Origin of the sequence: Marinobacter sp. CHS3-4 (assembly GCF_030053415.1) — a bacterium.
Taxonomy (GTDB): Bacteria; Pseudomonadota; Gammaproteobacteria; order Pseudomonadales; family Oleiphilaceae; genus Marinobacter.
Genome location: NZ_JASGBJ010000001.1, coordinates 538,285 through 552,093, shown reverse-complemented (window position 1 = coordinate 552,093; position 13,809 = coordinate 538,285). Strand labels below are relative to the sequence as shown.

The 13,809-nt window shown below is 56.8% G+C and carries 14 protein-coding genes; 9 read left to right on the top strand and 5 right to left on the bottom strand.

Annotated elements, in window-relative coordinates:
- Positions 1 to 19: 19 nt before the first annotated feature.
- On the top strand, positions 20 to 2,584 hold the full coding sequence (locus QLQ17_RS02520) for an EAL domain-containing protein (protein WP_349306785.1): 2,565 nt from the start codon (positions 20 to 22) through the stop codon (positions 2,582 to 2,584).
- On the opposite strand, the gene tesB is transcribed toward QLQ17_RS02520, so the two are convergent.
- From tesB to QLQ17_RS02505, 3 genes are read right to left on the bottom strand one after another with little or no spacing between them, the layout of a single operon-like run.
- Positions 2,576 to 3,439: an acyl-CoA thioesterase II gene (gene tesB, locus QLQ17_RS02515; protein ID WP_283207962.1), complete on the bottom strand. Its 864-nt coding sequence runs from the start codon at positions 3,437 to 3,439 to the stop codon at positions 2,576 to 2,578. The two genes, QLQ17_RS02520 and tesB, sit on opposite strands and share 9 nt — an antisense overlap.
- Positions 3,440 to 3,464: 25 nt before the next feature.
- Positions 3,465 to 4,619 (bottom strand): NAD(P)/FAD-dependent oxidoreductase, encoded by a 1,155-nt coding sequence (locus tag QLQ17_RS02510; protein WP_283207961.1) that lies wholly within the window; start codon positions 4,617 to 4,619, stop codon positions 3,465 to 3,467.
- A gap of 12 nt (positions 4,620 to 4,631) precedes the next feature.
- The gene (locus tag QLQ17_RS02505; protein ID WP_283207960.1) at positions 4,632 to 4,799 is read right to left on the bottom strand and encodes a rubredoxin; all 168 of its coding nucleotides are present in this window, start codon (positions 4,797 to 4,799) and stop codon (positions 4,632 to 4,634) included.
- A gap of 212 nt (positions 4,800 to 5,011) precedes the next feature.
- Between QLQ17_RS02505 and QLQ17_RS02500 the strand changes: the two genes are divergently transcribed.
- The 5 genes from QLQ17_RS02500 to phoR all read left to right on the top strand — a co-directional run bounded on the left by QLQ17_RS02500 (position 5,012) and on the right by phoR (position 9,260).
- Positions 5,012 to 5,569 (top strand): hypoxanthine-guanine phosphoribosyltransferase, encoded by a 558-nt coding sequence (locus QLQ17_RS02500; RefSeq protein WP_283207959.1) that lies wholly within the window; start codon positions 5,012 to 5,014, stop codon positions 5,567 to 5,569.
- On the top strand, positions 5,550 to 6,110 hold the full coding sequence (locus QLQ17_RS02495; protein ID WP_283207958.1) for a chorismate--pyruvate lyase family protein: 561 nt from the start codon (positions 5,550 to 5,552) through the stop codon (positions 6,108 to 6,110). Before QLQ17_RS02500 ends, QLQ17_RS02495 begins: the two co-directional genes overlap by 20 nt.
- Positions 6,111 to 6,209: 99 nt before the next feature.
- Positions 6,210 to 7,091, top strand: a complete 882-nt coding sequence (ubiA, locus tag QLQ17_RS02490) for a 4-hydroxybenzoate octaprenyltransferase (protein ID WP_283207957.1) — start codon at positions 6,210 to 6,212, stop codon at positions 7,089 to 7,091.
- Between the two features lie 88 nt (positions 7,092 to 7,179).
- Complete coding sequence (gene phoB / locus QLQ17_RS02485) at positions 7,180 to 7,872, top strand: phosphate regulon transcriptional regulator PhoB (protein ID WP_283207956.1); 693 nt, start codon at positions 7,180 to 7,182, stop codon at positions 7,870 to 7,872.
- Positions 7,873 to 7,940: 68 nt separating this feature from the next.
- Positions 7,941 to 9,260: a phosphate regulon sensor histidine kinase PhoR gene (gene phoR, locus QLQ17_RS02480; protein WP_283207955.1), complete on the top strand. Its 1,320-nt coding sequence runs from the start codon at positions 7,941 to 7,943 to the stop codon at positions 9,258 to 9,260.
- A gap of 14 nt (positions 9,261 to 9,274) precedes the next feature.
- Here the strand turns inward: phoR and QLQ17_RS02475 are convergent, their stop codons facing one another.
- Complete coding sequence (locus tag QLQ17_RS02475) at positions 9,275 to 10,156, bottom strand: response regulator (RefSeq protein WP_283207954.1); 882 nt, start codon at positions 10,154 to 10,156, stop codon at positions 9,275 to 9,277.
- Positions 10,157 to 10,428: 272 nt separating this feature from the next.
- Here QLQ17_RS02475 and QLQ17_RS02470 point away from each other — a divergent pair, with 272 nt between their 5' ends.
- The 3 genes from QLQ17_RS02470 to QLQ17_RS02460 are packed head-to-tail and all read left to right on the top strand — an operon-like array spanning position 10,429 to position 13,326.
- Positions 10,429 to 11,598 (top strand): lytic murein transglycosylase, encoded by a 1,170-nt coding sequence (locus QLQ17_RS02470; RefSeq protein WP_283209035.1) that lies wholly within the window; start codon positions 10,429 to 10,431, stop codon positions 11,596 to 11,598.
- 1 nt (position 11,599) lies between these two features.
- Positions 11,600 to 12,631, top strand: coding sequence for a metal-dependent hydrolase (locus QLQ17_RS02465; protein WP_283207953.1), 1,032 nt, complete (start codon positions 11,600 to 11,602; stop codon positions 12,629 to 12,631).
- A 2-nt stretch (positions 12,632 to 12,633) separates the two neighbouring features.
- Complete coding sequence (locus QLQ17_RS02460) at positions 12,634 to 13,326, top strand: pseudouridine synthase (protein WP_283209034.1); 693 nt, start codon at positions 12,634 to 12,636, stop codon at positions 13,324 to 13,326.
- On the opposite strand, the gene QLQ17_RS02455 is transcribed toward QLQ17_RS02460, so the two are convergent.
- Positions 13,327 to 13,806, bottom strand: coding sequence for an asparaginase domain-containing protein (locus QLQ17_RS02455; RefSeq protein WP_283207952.1), 480 nt, complete (start codon positions 13,804 to 13,806; stop codon positions 13,327 to 13,329). It lies immediately after the preceding gene.
- Positions 13,807 to 13,809: the final 3 nt, after the last annotated feature.

Below are 13,809 nucleotides of genomic sequence, written 5' to 3'. Positions count from 1 at the left end.
CAACAAGAAACGGAAACCCGTGCGCCATATTGTTCAGTATTTCGCCCTGATGGGCGCATTGATCATCATGGCTTTCAACATCCAGGCGAACCCCTTGGAACAGGGTTTCGCAGTCCCGGAGGTGGAGTACATCCGGGTGGCGCCTTCAGAGCAGATGGACCTGGGAGAAGCATTGGCTTCTGATCAATGGCAGTCTCTGGAGGAAGAAAGTCCTAATTTCGGCTACATCACAGACACCGTGTGGCTGCGTTTTCCCGTACCCAATCTTCCCGGACAACGTGAACTACTTGAGGTTCGCTATTCCCAGCTCGATGAAGTGGTGTTCCATCTGCTGGAAGATGGTCGACTGAAAGAGCGCGTGGTCACTGGCGACCGGTATCCCTTTGATCAACGCCCAATTGCTCACCGGCATTTCCTGTTTCCATTTGAAGCCACAGACGGCAAGCAGCACGAAATAGTATTGCGGATCACAACCCAAGGGGCCATGCAGATTCCCATGCGGCTCTGGGTTCCGGGCGCTTTCTTCGAGCAGGTCTCCGTCGAGGATCAACTGCACTCGGTTTATTACGGCATTTTGCTGTCCGTGATCTTTTTCAACCTGTTCGTGTTCCTCGCGTTACGAGAGCGCATGTACTTGCTATATGTGCTGTCTACGTCGGCCTACCTGCTGCTGATCGGCACGCTGAACGGCACGGCGTTCCAACTTCTATGGCCCCAGTTTCCGGCATTGCAGAATCAGGCCATGATGATTACGGTTCCCACTGCCGTCATCTTCACCCTGCTTTTCTCGCGGGAATTTCTCAATCTCAGAAAAACCGGCCCTCTCATCGATCGGTTTATCAAAGGGGCCATCGCGCTGAATGTGGCGGCCTTCGTCATCTCTTTTGTGACAAGCTACAGCATCGCCAGCCAGGTTACCGTTGCCCTGGCCATTCCAAGCTGCCTGCTGCTGACGGTGATCGGGCCGGTGCAATGGATACGCGGCAACCCCCAAGCCAGCTATTACACCATCGCATGGGGCATGCTGACGCTGGGCAGTGCGGTTGCCGCAGCCAACAAGTATGGCTTGCTTCCCAACAATTTCGTTACCGCCTACGGCATCGAGATTGGCTCGGCCATGGAAGCCATCCTGCTGACCATCGCCCTTGCGGCCCGCCTGTATCAGGAACGCGAGGACAAGGTGCAGGCCCGCGAAGCCGAAATATCCGCCATGGCGGCGCGGCGACATGCGGAAGTACGCCTGATTGATCAAGCACTTCACCATCCGCTGACCGGCCTGCCCAATCGCACCAGCCTGGAAATGGCCATTAACGAACTGATCAGCAGGAATAGCTCTACCCGCTATTCGATTGCCGTTATCCATCTGACCAACCTGCAAGCCATCACCAAAACCCTGGGCCATCGGAACGCCGACAGGCTGATTGAGCTGGCAGCCAAGCGCTTCAACGCCACGGTACGTGATTTGCCGGGTAGTTGCGTGCTGGAGTCTTCTGGCAGTGGAACCTTCTACGTTGCCTCTCTGGAGACCGACACCTTCGGATTCGTGGTCGAAACAGACGAGGTGGTACAGACGCCCAGAGCCATGATGGACGCGCTGGAAGAAATCCGAGAGCCACTGGATTATCTGGGCATGCAGTTGCCTCTGGATCCACGCACTGGCACCGCCATCTATCCGGATCACGCCTCGGACGTGACAACGCTGATCCGTCGCGCCTACATCGCACAGGGATCGGAAGACGCCAGAGACCGCGGCCTGGCCTTTTATCAGCCATCCAGGGATTCCTACAGTGCAGACCGCCTGACGCTGGTTTCCGAACTCCGTGCCGCCTTGCAGAAAGACGAACTCGAGCTCTTCCTGCAGCCAAAACTGTCACTGGTAACCCACACAATTGTTGGACTGGAAGCATTGATTCGCTGGCCCAACCGAAAAACGCCGATCAAACCAGACGAGATCATCGCCATTGCCGAACAGACAGGCATGATCAAACCCCTGACTCGATGGGTACTGGAGAACGCGCTCAAATTGCGTGCGCGCCTGAAAGAGCGTGGGTTTGATCTGGATATGTCGGTGAATATCTCACCCAACAATCTTCGGGAGCCGGATTTCCCTATTTACGTTCAGCGACTGATGAGCAGTTACCACTCGTTGCGCGGCGCCATCACTCTGGAAGTGACTGAAACTTCGATGATGCTGGACCCTGCCAACTCGCTGCGGGCACTGAACTCCCTGCACAGCACCGGCATTCCCCTGTCCATCGATGATTTCGGCTCCGGCTATTCTTCGCTGTCTTACATCAAGCAGCTGCCCGCCCGGGAGATAAAAATAGACCGCTCACTGATCACCGATCTGCTCTCACAGACCGACGATCGGGTGATCGTGCGGACCACCATCGATATGTGCCATAGCCTTGGATATGTGGTCGTTGCCGAAGGCGTAGAAGACCGGCAAACCCAGGATCTGCTGCAGGAAATGGGCTGCGACATGATTCAGGGTTTCGTGCTGACACCGCCACTGCCGTTTGACCAGTTAATTCAATGGGTGGACACCTTCATTGGGCAAGAGGCGTCGCGGCAGTTAGGATGATGCGCGTTTGCGGATCAGGGCTTCCTGGGTGGTAGACGCCACCAACCGACCTTGTTGGTCATAGAAGCTTCCACGATTGAGCCCCCGGCCACCAGACGCACTGGGGCTGTCTTTATCATACAGCAGCCATTGATCCATACGGAACGGCCGATGAAACCAGATTGAATGGTCGAGACTGGCTACCTGCATTCCCTTGCTGAGAAAGGTCACACCGTGCGGATTCAGCGAAGTTCCCAGAAACGCAAAGTCTGACGAATACGCCAGCAAACAGCAGTGGAGCATGGGATCGTCTGGCAGCTCTCCCTGGGCCTTAAACCAACTTTGACGGTGCGGTGGCCTGGCTTCAGGTGCCAGGGGATTGACCGGATCGATCGGACGAATCTCGATCGGACGATCCCTGGTAAGCGTTGCCCGCCGATGCTCTGACACATGGGGCGCCAGCATCTCGCCGTATTGCTGCTCGTTCTTCAAGCCCTCTGGGCCTGGCGCATCCGGCATATCAAACTGGTGCTCAAAACCGTCCTCGGCGACCTGGAATGACATGGAGCCAGTCAGAATCTCTTTGCCATCCTGCCGGGCAATCACCCGGCGCACAGAAAAGGTACCCCCGTCGCGAACCCGCTGAACTTCATAGTCAATTGGCAGCTGATGATTGCCAGGCCTGAGAAAATACGCATGCATGGAGTGAGGCATTCGACCTTCAATGGTTCTACTGGCAGCCATCAATGACTGGCCCAACACCTGACCTCCAAACACATTGGGAAACCCCAGATCTTCACTATCGCCCTGGAAATGATCGTCACCAATCGGGGACAGGTCGAGCAGCTCAACCAGTCTGCGGGTTACTTCGAGCATGGATTCTCCTGTTCAGCTCAACGGCCTATTCGTGAATCGGCGGCACTTCTTTGGAAAGTGCCTGTTTCTCGACTGCGTAGTCACCTGTCACCGCAAACCCGAGAATTTCACCGTCGGTTGCCTTGAACAGCGCGCGAACATTCTGCCCATCTGCCTCAATTGCCCACTCACCTTTAGCGCTTCCAGGTGGCGGGCATACGGCCGTCGGGCAACAGGGAGTTTTAACCATAACCGGCATGGTGCCGTAGGCTACTTCGGTTCTCTCGCCAGCCAGTGTTTTGGCCAGTGCGCGGGCACAGGCCATAAGAGGCATGACATAGGGTAGCACCATGCCATCAACTTCGGCGCAATCGCCGAGGCAGTATACATCGGGCGCCGAGGATTCCAGGGCACGGTTTACCACAATGCCACGCTCCGTTTTCAGGCCGGCTTCTGCCGCCAGTTCTTTACGCGGTCGCAGACCCACGGCCGAGAGCACCAGATCCGCCTCAAGTTCATCGCCATTTTTCAGCGTCAAACGAACCCCATTGCCCTTCGAGGCGATGTGTTCCACAACGGTACCGAGATGAAAGCGAACACCCAGATCCGTCAACCCCTTTTGAACCGCCTTTGCAGCGGCTTCTGGCAGCAGGCCTGGCATGACCATCTCATCCGGGGCAATCACGTCAACGTCGTAACCGCCATTTCGAAGGTCGTTGGCAAATTCACACCCGATCAGGCCAGCGCCCATAATGGCGACCTTCTGCCCGCCAGACAGCGCTTTGCAGAAAGCCCGGTAATCCATCAGATCATTGATCGAGAACACATGCTCCTGGCCATCTCCCGCAATCGAAAGACGAACCACATCCGCACCCCACGCCAACACCAGCTTGCTGTACGCCAATCGCTCGTCACCCAGAACCAGCTCGTGCGCATCGACATCCACGCCGGTGACCGTCGTGTAGGTTTTCACCGTTAAACCCAGTTGATCTTCCATTTTGTCGACGTCTGCCTGAACCAGCTCGTCGGGATCCTTACCTTTGGTAAAGCCTGTAGAAAGCATCGGCTTGGAATAGCTGGCGCCGTCATCTGCGGTCACCATGACAATCGGGGTTTCCTTATCCTGCTTGCGGAACTCGCGGGCCAGTGTATACCCCGACAAACCCGTTCCCACTATGACGATGGGCGCTTGTGTGTTCATGGCCTGACCTCTTTAGTCAATTTCAATCATCTCAAAATCTTCCTTGCCCACGCCGCAGTCCGGGCACTCCCAGTCTTCGGGTACGTCTTCCCACCGAGTACCCGGCTCAATACCGTCTTCCGGCCAACCCTCTGCCTCGTCGTAAATAAAACCGCATACTACGCACTGCCACTTCTTCATAGTTCCTCCAAAGGTGATGCTGGTTCAGCCATTGCCGACCCAAAATTGTCGGACAATATAGCAATTATTTAGCGCCATCGAAACCGGCGCCCTTGATGATGGGACATCATACTCATCGGCAGGTCATAGACCAATTGCTCGAACGTCGCGCCCCTCCCGTCACCGTCGTTACTCCGGTATACTTGGCCGTTTGAAGACAGGACCCGACAGTAATGAACGACACCGTCGACGAACTGAAGCAGGTGATGGCGGAAGCCGACTGCCTGGTAGACGAAGCCCAAGTTTATGCGGCCATTCATAGAATGGCTGACGAAATCACCGAACAGCTACAGGACACCAACCCCCTGCTACTGTGCGTGATGAATGGCGGACTGATCCTCACAGGTCAATTGCTGCCACTGTTGAAGTTTCCGATTCAGGCCGAGTACCTTCACGCCACCCGCTACCGTCAGGAAACGACCGGCGGCATCCTTGAGTGGAAGCTTCGTCCTGACATAGACATGACAGGCCGCAAAATCATCATCGTCGACGATATCCTCGACGAAGGTACGACACTCTGTGCCATTGCGGATTACTGTAAAGCTCATGGTGCCGATGACGTTGTGACGGCCGTTCTGGTAGACAAGCAGCACGATCGAAAAGCCAGGCCCGACCTGAAAGCCGACTTCACCGGTCTGTTTGTGGAAGATCGTTTCCTGTTCGGATTCGGAATGGACTACAAAGGATACTGGCGAAACGCCCCAGGGATTTATGCCGTTAAAGGGCTCTGACACCCGCGCCATACGCATCCCCCAGACCGACTGGTACCAGTCATTCGCCGCTGCCGGGCTGCGGGAACCATCTATACATGGTGAGCTTGGGCACTGGCTACGGCTGGACGGGTCGCTGACCAGAGCGCTTCAACTTCGATGCCGCCAGAGGGACAGCTTTCGCGTGGAAGTTCAGTCCGAAGGCTTTGTCTGCCCGACGCGGGAAGAAGCTCAGACGTTAGAGCTGGCGCCACGGCAGCGCGCCTGGATCAGGGAGGTCTGCCTCTGGGGAGACAACACGCCCTGGGTACTGGCCCGCACGATTATTCCGATCGCCACCTTAACGGGCCGTGGCAGACGCCTGCGACACCTGGGCAAACAACCTCTTGGAGCCTACCTGTTCAGCAACAGTGACTGGCATCGCGGGCTGTTCGAAACGGGCCTTTGCCACCGGGATTCGCCAGCACAGCCGCCGGCAGCGCGTCGTTCACAATTTTTCAGCGGTGATAAAACCCTGCTGGTGGGCGAATACTTCCTGCCCGGCCTGGTGGCGGAACCGTAAACCGGTTGGCGCACACTCCCTTTCATGCGCCGCTGACGGCTGGCTATAATCCCTGCTGATTGAAGGTACTTGTCCACTCCCTGCCGACGGATCCTAGCTATGCCAAATACTGCGGTGCCGCCACAGCTCAAGACACGCCTGATGGATTATGCAGTGCTGCTGCGATTGAATCGCCCGATCGGCACCCTGTTGCTGCTGTGGCCGACCTACTGGGCACTGTGGCTGGCCGCCGACGGAATGCCGACAATCAGCAACCTGGTGGTGTTTACGCTGGGGGTCTTTTTGATGCGAGCAGCCGGATGTGCCATCAACGATTTTGCCGACCGCAAGGTCGATCGGCACGTCAAGCGCACCAAAGATCGACCGCTGACCACTGGGCGCATACATCCATGGGAAGCCGTCGCGCTGTTCGCGTGGCTTTGTCTTGTCGCCTTCCTGATGGTGGTATTTTTCACCAATTCGCTGACGCTGTACCTGTCTTTTGGCGGTGTGGTGCTGGCATTTATCTATCCATTCATGAAGCGATATACCCATCTGCCCCAATTGTTCCTGGGTGCGGCGTTTTCCTGGGCCATCCCCATGGCCTGGGCGGCAGAAGCCGGAGAGGTGTCGCGTCTGGCCTGGCTTCTGTTCACGGCCAACGTCTTGTGGACCGTTGCCTACGATACGCTGTATGCCATGGTGGACCGGGATGACGATCTAAAAATCGGCGTGAAATCCACGGCCATTCTGTTCGGTGATGGCGACCGCGCGATCATTGCCGTGCTGCAATCGCTGGTGGTGCTGATTCTGTTACTGATCGGACGGCAGGCCGAATTGGGCTATTTTTTCTACGTTGGCGTCATTGCCATGGCCTGTCTGTTCATTTTCCAACAGCACCTGGCCCGATTCAGGGAACGCGATGGCTGCTTTAAAGCCTTCCTCAATAATAACTGGGCGGGCTTTGCCGTTTTCCTGGGGCTGGTAATTGACCTGACCTAACGGCCAAGGCCTTTCATGTCATATACTTGTAACACTGGACCGGTGTAATGGCAGACAACTTGGTATGGTCTGACACAGGTAAAAGCTCATGACTGGAAAAACTGTCCTCATTGTCGACGACGAGGCCTCGATCAGGGAAATGATTGCTGTCGCTCTGGAAATGGCAGACTACGATTACCTGGAAGCGGCGGACGCAAAAGAAGCCCACTCGCTGATCGTGGACAAGCACCCCGATCTCGTCCTGCTGGACTGGATGCTGCCCGGAACCAGCGGTGTGGAGCTGGCCCGTCGTCTCAAAAAAGAAGAGGCCACGGCGGAAATTCCTATCATCATGCTCACCGCCAAGGTGGAGGAAGACAACAAGATTCAGGGTCTGGAAGTGGGTGCTGATGATTACATCACCAAACCCTTCTCGCCCAGAGAGCTGGTGGCTCGGCTTAAAGCGGTTTTGCGTCGCGCCACGCCGCCGGGAGTTGAGTCTCCGGTGGAAGTGGAAGGCCTGACCCTGGACCCTGTAGGTCATCGGGTAACAACCGAGTCCGGTGCGCTGAATATTGGTCCGACGGAGTATCGCCTGCTGCAGTTCTTTATGACCCATCAGGAGCGGGTCTATACTCGGTCACAGTTATTGGATCAGGTCTGGGGTGGCAATGTGTACGTCGAAGAACGCACCGTTGATGTTCACATCCGCCGTTTGCGAAAAGCCCTCGGTGCGCAATATGATCATTTGATCCAGACCGTACGCGGAACAGGTTACCGGTTCTCAACCCGCGCAGCCTGACCGCCCACGGGAAAACCAACAGTCGCGCAGTAGCAGAGACTGCCAGAACCGGTCCGGGAACCCTGTGAATGCAGCATAACTGGTCGAAGTACCTGCGGTGGATCATTACCTTTCTTGTGGGCTGCACCCTGATCGGCCTGTTTTTCGGCTATCCGGTCTATGGCCTCACGGTCGGGTTACTGATCTACCTGGTATGGACACTCGCACAGGCCAAACGCGCCTACCTCTGGCTCAACAATCCCAGCGCGAATGACGAAGCCCCCCAAAGCGTTGGCCTGTGGGGTGACCTTTTTGACGCCCTGCACCGCCTGCATCAGAATCACCTGAAAGTCAGGGACCGGCTGATGGCTCGCATCAATCGGGTGCAGGAATCCACCAATGCGATGCACGACGGAGTCATCATGACCGACTCCAGCGGGGCCATGGAATGGTGGAATGGCTCTGCGGAACGCCTGCTTGGGTTCCGACAGAGTACAGACCAGGGGCAGTTCATCCAGAACCTGATTCGAAGCCCGATGTTCAAAGCCTACTTTGATGCGCGTGATTACCGCGAACCACTGGAAATCAATTCTCCCGCCAAACCCCATATTCGCCTGCAGATGCAGTTCAGCCTGTTTGGCGAGAACGATCGCCTGATCGTTGCCAAAGACGTTACCCGTCTGTATCAGCTTGAGCAAATGCGTCGCGACTTCGTCGGCAACGTGTCCCACGAGATGCGAACACCGTTGACAGTAATCAGTGGATATCTTGAAACCCTGGTAGACCATGCCAGTGAACTACCGCCGAAATGGCGACGCGCCATCAACACCATGTCGCAGCAATCGTCGCGCATGGAAGCGTTGATCACCGACCTGATCCTGTTATCCAAAATTGAAACCGGCGAGCAGACCCTTAACGACTCAATCACCGATGTGAACAACATGCTGCGGCAGATTTGCCACGATGCCGAAGCGCTCAGCGGCGATCAGAGGCATGATTTCCAGGTCAGCATCGGCGAGCGACACTGGCTCAAAGGGGATGAAGGCCAACTGCGCAGCGCTTTTTCCAATCTGATCTTCAACGCCGTCAAATACACCCCGGCCGGTGGCACGATTTCCGTGAACTGGCACACCGACCGCGACGGCGGCCACCTCTCGGTCCGGGATACGGGCATTGGCATTGACCCGGTTCATATTCCAAGACTCACGGAACGATTCTACCGGGCTGATCCAAGTCGGCATCAGGAAACCGGTGGTACCGGGCTGGGACTCGCCATCGTCAAGCATGTGTTGATCAACCACGACAGCAAGCTGGACATCAAAAGCCACATTGGTGAAGGCAGCGAGTTTATCTGCCACTTTCCCCGCGAGCGCCTGGCCGAGAAACCCGCACAGCAGCAAGTGGGTTAAAAATCGAAACGCGTCTAACGACCACCGCGGAAGCGGGCGATAAATCGGGACAAATCTTCAAGCTTGGCCGGGTCTTCATCGACAAACCGGATGGTCACACTAACAAAGTCAGTGTCCTGTCGTTTATCGACCGCCTGCAACTGGTGAACGTAGCCATTCAGACGGGCAATCTTATCGTCCCCTACGTCAATATCGACCACCGCTTGATCCAGAATGCCCGGGAAAGACTGATCTCGTTTCGCAATGACCCGAACCTCGTTCAGGTTGATATCCCGGACCACGGACTTGAGCGCACTATCCGCGAATCGCACGGAGGCCACGCTCGCAGGCGCTTTCTGAGGTGCAGGTTCGCTTCTGACGGCCTGTTGTGCCAGTAAAGGAGAGGCGGGCTCGGCAGACGAAGAGGGGCGCGGCTCTGGCGGTTTTTCGCGGCCCTGGGTCAGCAGATCGGCGGACTCACGGAAGGCCTCAGCAGGCCCGGCCATGGATTTCCCACCCATGGACATGGCCTCTTTCAGCTGGCGCCCCATGACCTTGATGATTTTATTGCTTAATCCTTCCGAGCTGAAAGGCTTGCCAAGGTATTCGGATACCCCGCCTTTGACCGCCTCCACCACGTGATCTTTGTCGCCACGACTGGTAATCATGATGAAGGGGACTTTGGCGTATTGGGGCTGATCCCGCATCCATTGGAGCAGTTCGATGCCGGACATCTCTGGCATTTCCCAGTCACAGAGGATCAAATCGAATCTGGTTCGTGACATCAGCGACTGGGCGCGACGACCGTTTTGCGCATCGGTTGTTTCGATGACCGGAAAGCGCTGGCGAATGGTGCGCTTGACCAGATCCCTTACGAAGCTGGCGTCATCTACCACCAGCGCCTTGAGCATTGCCATAATGACGCCTTTTCTGATCTCTTCGTTCAACCAACTATAGAACATGCTCCGTGGGACGGCATGCCCCGGCCACAAAAAGACATCACAACCCTCCCGATTGTTACGGGGTTAAAGAATTGTCACGCAAAGCGGTCATTTACGGTGTTTCAGAGGTGCCAAAACAGGCTAACATGAACCTGAAACCACCCTAACGACCGAGGTTCAGCGTGCTCGCTCAAGCACTCCCGAAACGCCCAGCGAAATGGCTCAGTCAAACCGTGCTCCTGACCACCCTGATTGCGGCCGGTACCGCCGCAAATGCAGCCCAGTCAGAGGGTCGCGACAACTTCCAGGAATGCCTGCAACGACTGGAGCAAGCCGCCGTTGACACCGGCGTCTCCAAACAGACTGCCAGCGACGTGGTGGCCAAGGTCACCTACAGCGACCGGGTGATCGAGCTGGATCGGCGGCAACCGGAATTCACCACCACTTTCGCAGATTATCTGAACCGCCGGGTCAACGATGACCGTGTCCAGAAAGGCCGTGAACTGTTGCAGACTCACCGCTCATTACTGAACCGGGTCACCCGAGAAACCGGTGTTCCGGCGCCCTATCTGGTGGCCTTCTGGGGGCTTGAAACCAACTTTGGTTCCTATTTTGGAAAGATGTCGGTACCGGATTCGCTGGCGACCCTGGCTTGCGACCCTCGCCGCAGCGAGTTTTTCACCAAACAATGGGTGGCCGCCTTGCAGATCATCGACGAAGGGGCCATACCGGCAGAGAAAATGGAAGGGTCCTGGGCAGGCGCCATGGGTCACGTTCAGTTCATGCCCACCGTCTTCCTCAAACACGCGGTGGATGCTGACGGCGATGGCCGCAGGGATCTCTGGAACAGCTTGCCAGACGCCATGATGTCTGCCGGACGCTTTCTCGAGTCCATGGGCTGGAATGGAGAGTATCGATGGGGCCGCGAGGTAATACTGCCCGACAACTTCGACTACCGCCTGTCCGACGGCCGTCGACTACCACTGTCGCAGTGGCGCGAACTGGGTATCACTGATGCATTCGGCAAGCCGCTGGCGCAGGCTGACATCAACGCAGCACTCATTGTACCGGCCGGCCACCGGGGACCGGCTTTTCTGGTTTATCAGAACTTCGGGGTCATCATGGGCTGGAACCGCTCCGAGTTCTACGCCATTGCGGTTGGTCATCTGGCAGACCGCATAGCAGGCGCTGGTGGTTTGCAGGTTCCCCCGCCCGAGGACGTTCCGGCCCTGTCTCGCCAGCAGATACTCACCCTTCAACAGATGCTGGAAAAGAAAGGCTTCGACCCCGGCCCCATCGACGGCATTCTGGGGTCCGGAACCCGTAGCGCCATCCGCGAGTTTCAGAAAGCGAACAATCTGATTGCCGATGGTTTCCCCGGCAGTCAGGTATTAAGCGCAGCGGGGATCGACAGCTGACATGGATTCGATTACCCAAGCCGCGCTGGGCGCTTCTATCGCCGGTGCGGTCGCCGGCAAAACGCTGGGGCGCTCATCACTGATTGTTGGCGCGGTCCTGGGCACTCTGCCGGACATGGACGTGGTGTTGGATTACGGCACCGCCATTGCGAATTTCTCCCAGCACCGGGGCTTCAGCCACTCCCTGCTGATCCTGTTTCCCCTCTCCGTGGCACTCGCCTGGATCCTTTACCGTTGGCGTCCGGTTGTTGGATTAGGGCGATGGTTTGCTCTCACAGCCCTTGTGTTATTGACCCACCCGATACTGGATTCCTTTACCACCTACGGTACGCAAATTTTCTGGCCGTTTGGCGGTCCGGTTGCTATCAGCAGTATTTTCATCATTGACCCGCTATACACGGTGCCGCTGCTGATTGGCATCGGGGCATTTCTGATTCGCGGTCCGAGCACCCGAGGTCTGAGTGTGGCGCTGGCGGTGTCGACGATCTATCTGGGCTGGACACTTGCGGCCCAGCAACTGATCAGTGATCGGGTGGAGCCTTTGCTCGCAAAACTGAATATGGATAGTGTCCCACGGCTTGTTCAACCTATGCCTTTCAACACCTTGCTCTGGCGTGTAACGGCTCAGAACAGCGATCAGCGCGTGGAGATCATCACCGGTTTTCTGGACGGCGACGCGCCGGTGCTGCCCCAGTTTTTCCCGCGCCATCCTGAACTGGCGGCGGCTGCGAGAACGCACCCGGAAACCGCAAGACTGGAATGGTTCACCAACGGCTTTGTGGCCTATAACCTGAGCGGAAATACGCTGACAGCCACCGACTTGCGTTTGGGGCTTCCTGGTGCCCACCCCTTCGTATTTACCCTTGGAAACTATTCGGGCCAGACACTGCAACCGTCACCAAGCGGTCGGCTCAAGCGGCCTGAGCTTCGTGGAGAAGTCGCCAGCATGTTATGGCAACGCACCACCGGCCAGGCACTTCCACTTTGCCTGGCCGACCTGACCATCCCCAAAAACGGCGATCTGTGTTATTGACCATGCGGCTGGATTTCTTCATCGCCAATGCGACGGAACTCTCCCGGAAAGAATCAAAGCGGGCGATTGGTCAGGGTCGTGTTCAGCTTGAAGGTGAATGCTGCCGACAACCAGCCACGAAAGTTCGCAGCACCGCCAACGTGTCCCTCGATGGGCAAGCATTGTCACTGGCCGGCGAGCGCTACCTGATGTTGAACAAACCACCGGGGGTTATCAGCGCCACTGCCGACAGCCAGCAACCGACGGTTCTGGACCTTTTGCCACCCGAGGAAAGACATGGCCTGCACATTGTTGGCCGGCTGGACAAAGACACCACAGGCCTTCTACTTCTGACCACCGATGGCCAGTGGTCTCACCGAATCACAGCACCCCGCTCAAACTGCGGAAAAACCTACCGCGCAACTTTGGCGGAACCTCTGTCAGACAGAGACATTCAAGAACTGGAAGCGGGTGTTATGCTGAAAGACGAGCCAGAGCCCACGCTTCCGGCCACCGTCAGAACAGTGGGAGAAATGACGATCGAGCTTACCCTCAGTGAGGGCCGCTATCATCAGGTGAAGCGGATGCTGGCGGCGGTCGGAAATCGGGTGATATCTTTGCACCGGATACGGATTGGCGATATCGCACTGGATGGGTCGTTATCCCCGGGCGAATACCGGGAACTGACAGCGGACGAGGTTGCCAGCGTTCAGTAGTCAGGCTTTCTCAAAGCGCTTGGCGTCGAGGTTTTTGCGCACGGCGCCTGCCTCGAACACCTCACCGTTCATCGCGACATACACGCCCTCTGGCAGCAGACTCACCGCCGACCAGGCGAAACCCAGATTAAACACCGCATCGGTACGGCGCATTCTTGCGGGCTGCATGGCGCCAAAAAGCACGATCGTTTTGCCGGTGATGCCTTTCAAAGCCTCTGCCGTGTGGGTCATGGTGTCCGTGCCGTGGGTGATCAGTATGCGGGTCGCGCTGGTGTGTTGAACGGCGTTCACGATGGCCAGACGGTCGTCCTCATTGATCTCGAGGCTGTCCTTGCGCATCAGCTCCCGCAAACTGTAGCCACCATGGATGTTGGCCTCCGTAAGCAGTTCCGGTAGCAGAGAGTCACCAATTACAAACTCGCTTTTGGCGTCAAAATATACCTTGTCGATGGTTCCGCCAGTGGTAAGAACGGTGATCATGGG

What these genes read in the sequence shown, in the direction of transcription:
- tesB (WP_283207962.1), bottom strand. Translation starts at nt 3,439, where the DNA reads ATGCTCGAAGTAACCCGCAGACTGGTTGAGCTGCTCGACCTGTCCCCG.
- QLQ17_RS02510 (WP_283207961.1), bottom strand. Translation starts at nt 4,619, where the DNA reads ATGAACACACAAGCGCCCATCGTCATAGTGGGAACGGGTTTGTCGGGG.
- QLQ17_RS02505 (WP_283207960.1), bottom strand. Translation starts at nt 4,799, where the DNA reads ATGAAGAAGTGGCAGTGCGTAGTATGCGGTTTTATTTACGACGAGGCA.
- QLQ17_RS02500 (WP_283207959.1), top strand. Translation starts at nt 5,012, where the DNA reads ATGAACGACACCGTCGACGAACTGAAGCAGGTGATGGCGGAAGCCGAC.
- QLQ17_RS02495 (WP_283207958.1), top strand. Translation starts at nt 5,550, where the DNA reads ATGCCGTTAAAGGGCTCTGACACCCGCGCCATACGCATCCCCCAGACC.
- ubiA (WP_283207957.1), top strand. Translation starts at nt 6,210, where the DNA reads ATGCCAAATACTGCGGTGCCGCCACAGCTCAAGACACGCCTGATGGAT.
- phoB (WP_283207956.1), top strand. Translation starts at nt 7,180, where the DNA reads ATGACTGGAAAAACTGTCCTCATTGTCGACGACGAGGCCTCGATCAGG.
- phoR (WP_283207955.1), top strand. Translation starts at nt 7,941, where the DNA reads ATGCAGCATAACTGGTCGAAGTACCTGCGGTGGATCATTACCTTTCTT.
- QLQ17_RS02475 (WP_283207954.1), bottom strand. Translation starts at nt 10,156, where the DNA reads ATGGCAATGCTCAAGGCGCTGGTGGTAGATGACGCCAGCTTCGTAAGG.
- QLQ17_RS02465 (WP_283207953.1), top strand. Translation starts at nt 11,600, where the DNA reads ATGGATTCGATTACCCAAGCCGCGCTGGGCGCTTCTATCGCCGGTGCG.
- QLQ17_RS02460 (WP_283209034.1), top strand. Translation starts at nt 12,634, where the DNA reads ATGCGGCTGGATTTCTTCATCGCCAATGCGACGGAACTCTCCCGGAAA.
- QLQ17_RS02455 (WP_283207952.1), bottom strand. Translation starts at nt 13,806, where the DNA reads ATGATCACCGTTCTTACCACTGGCGGAACCATCGACAAGGTATATTTT.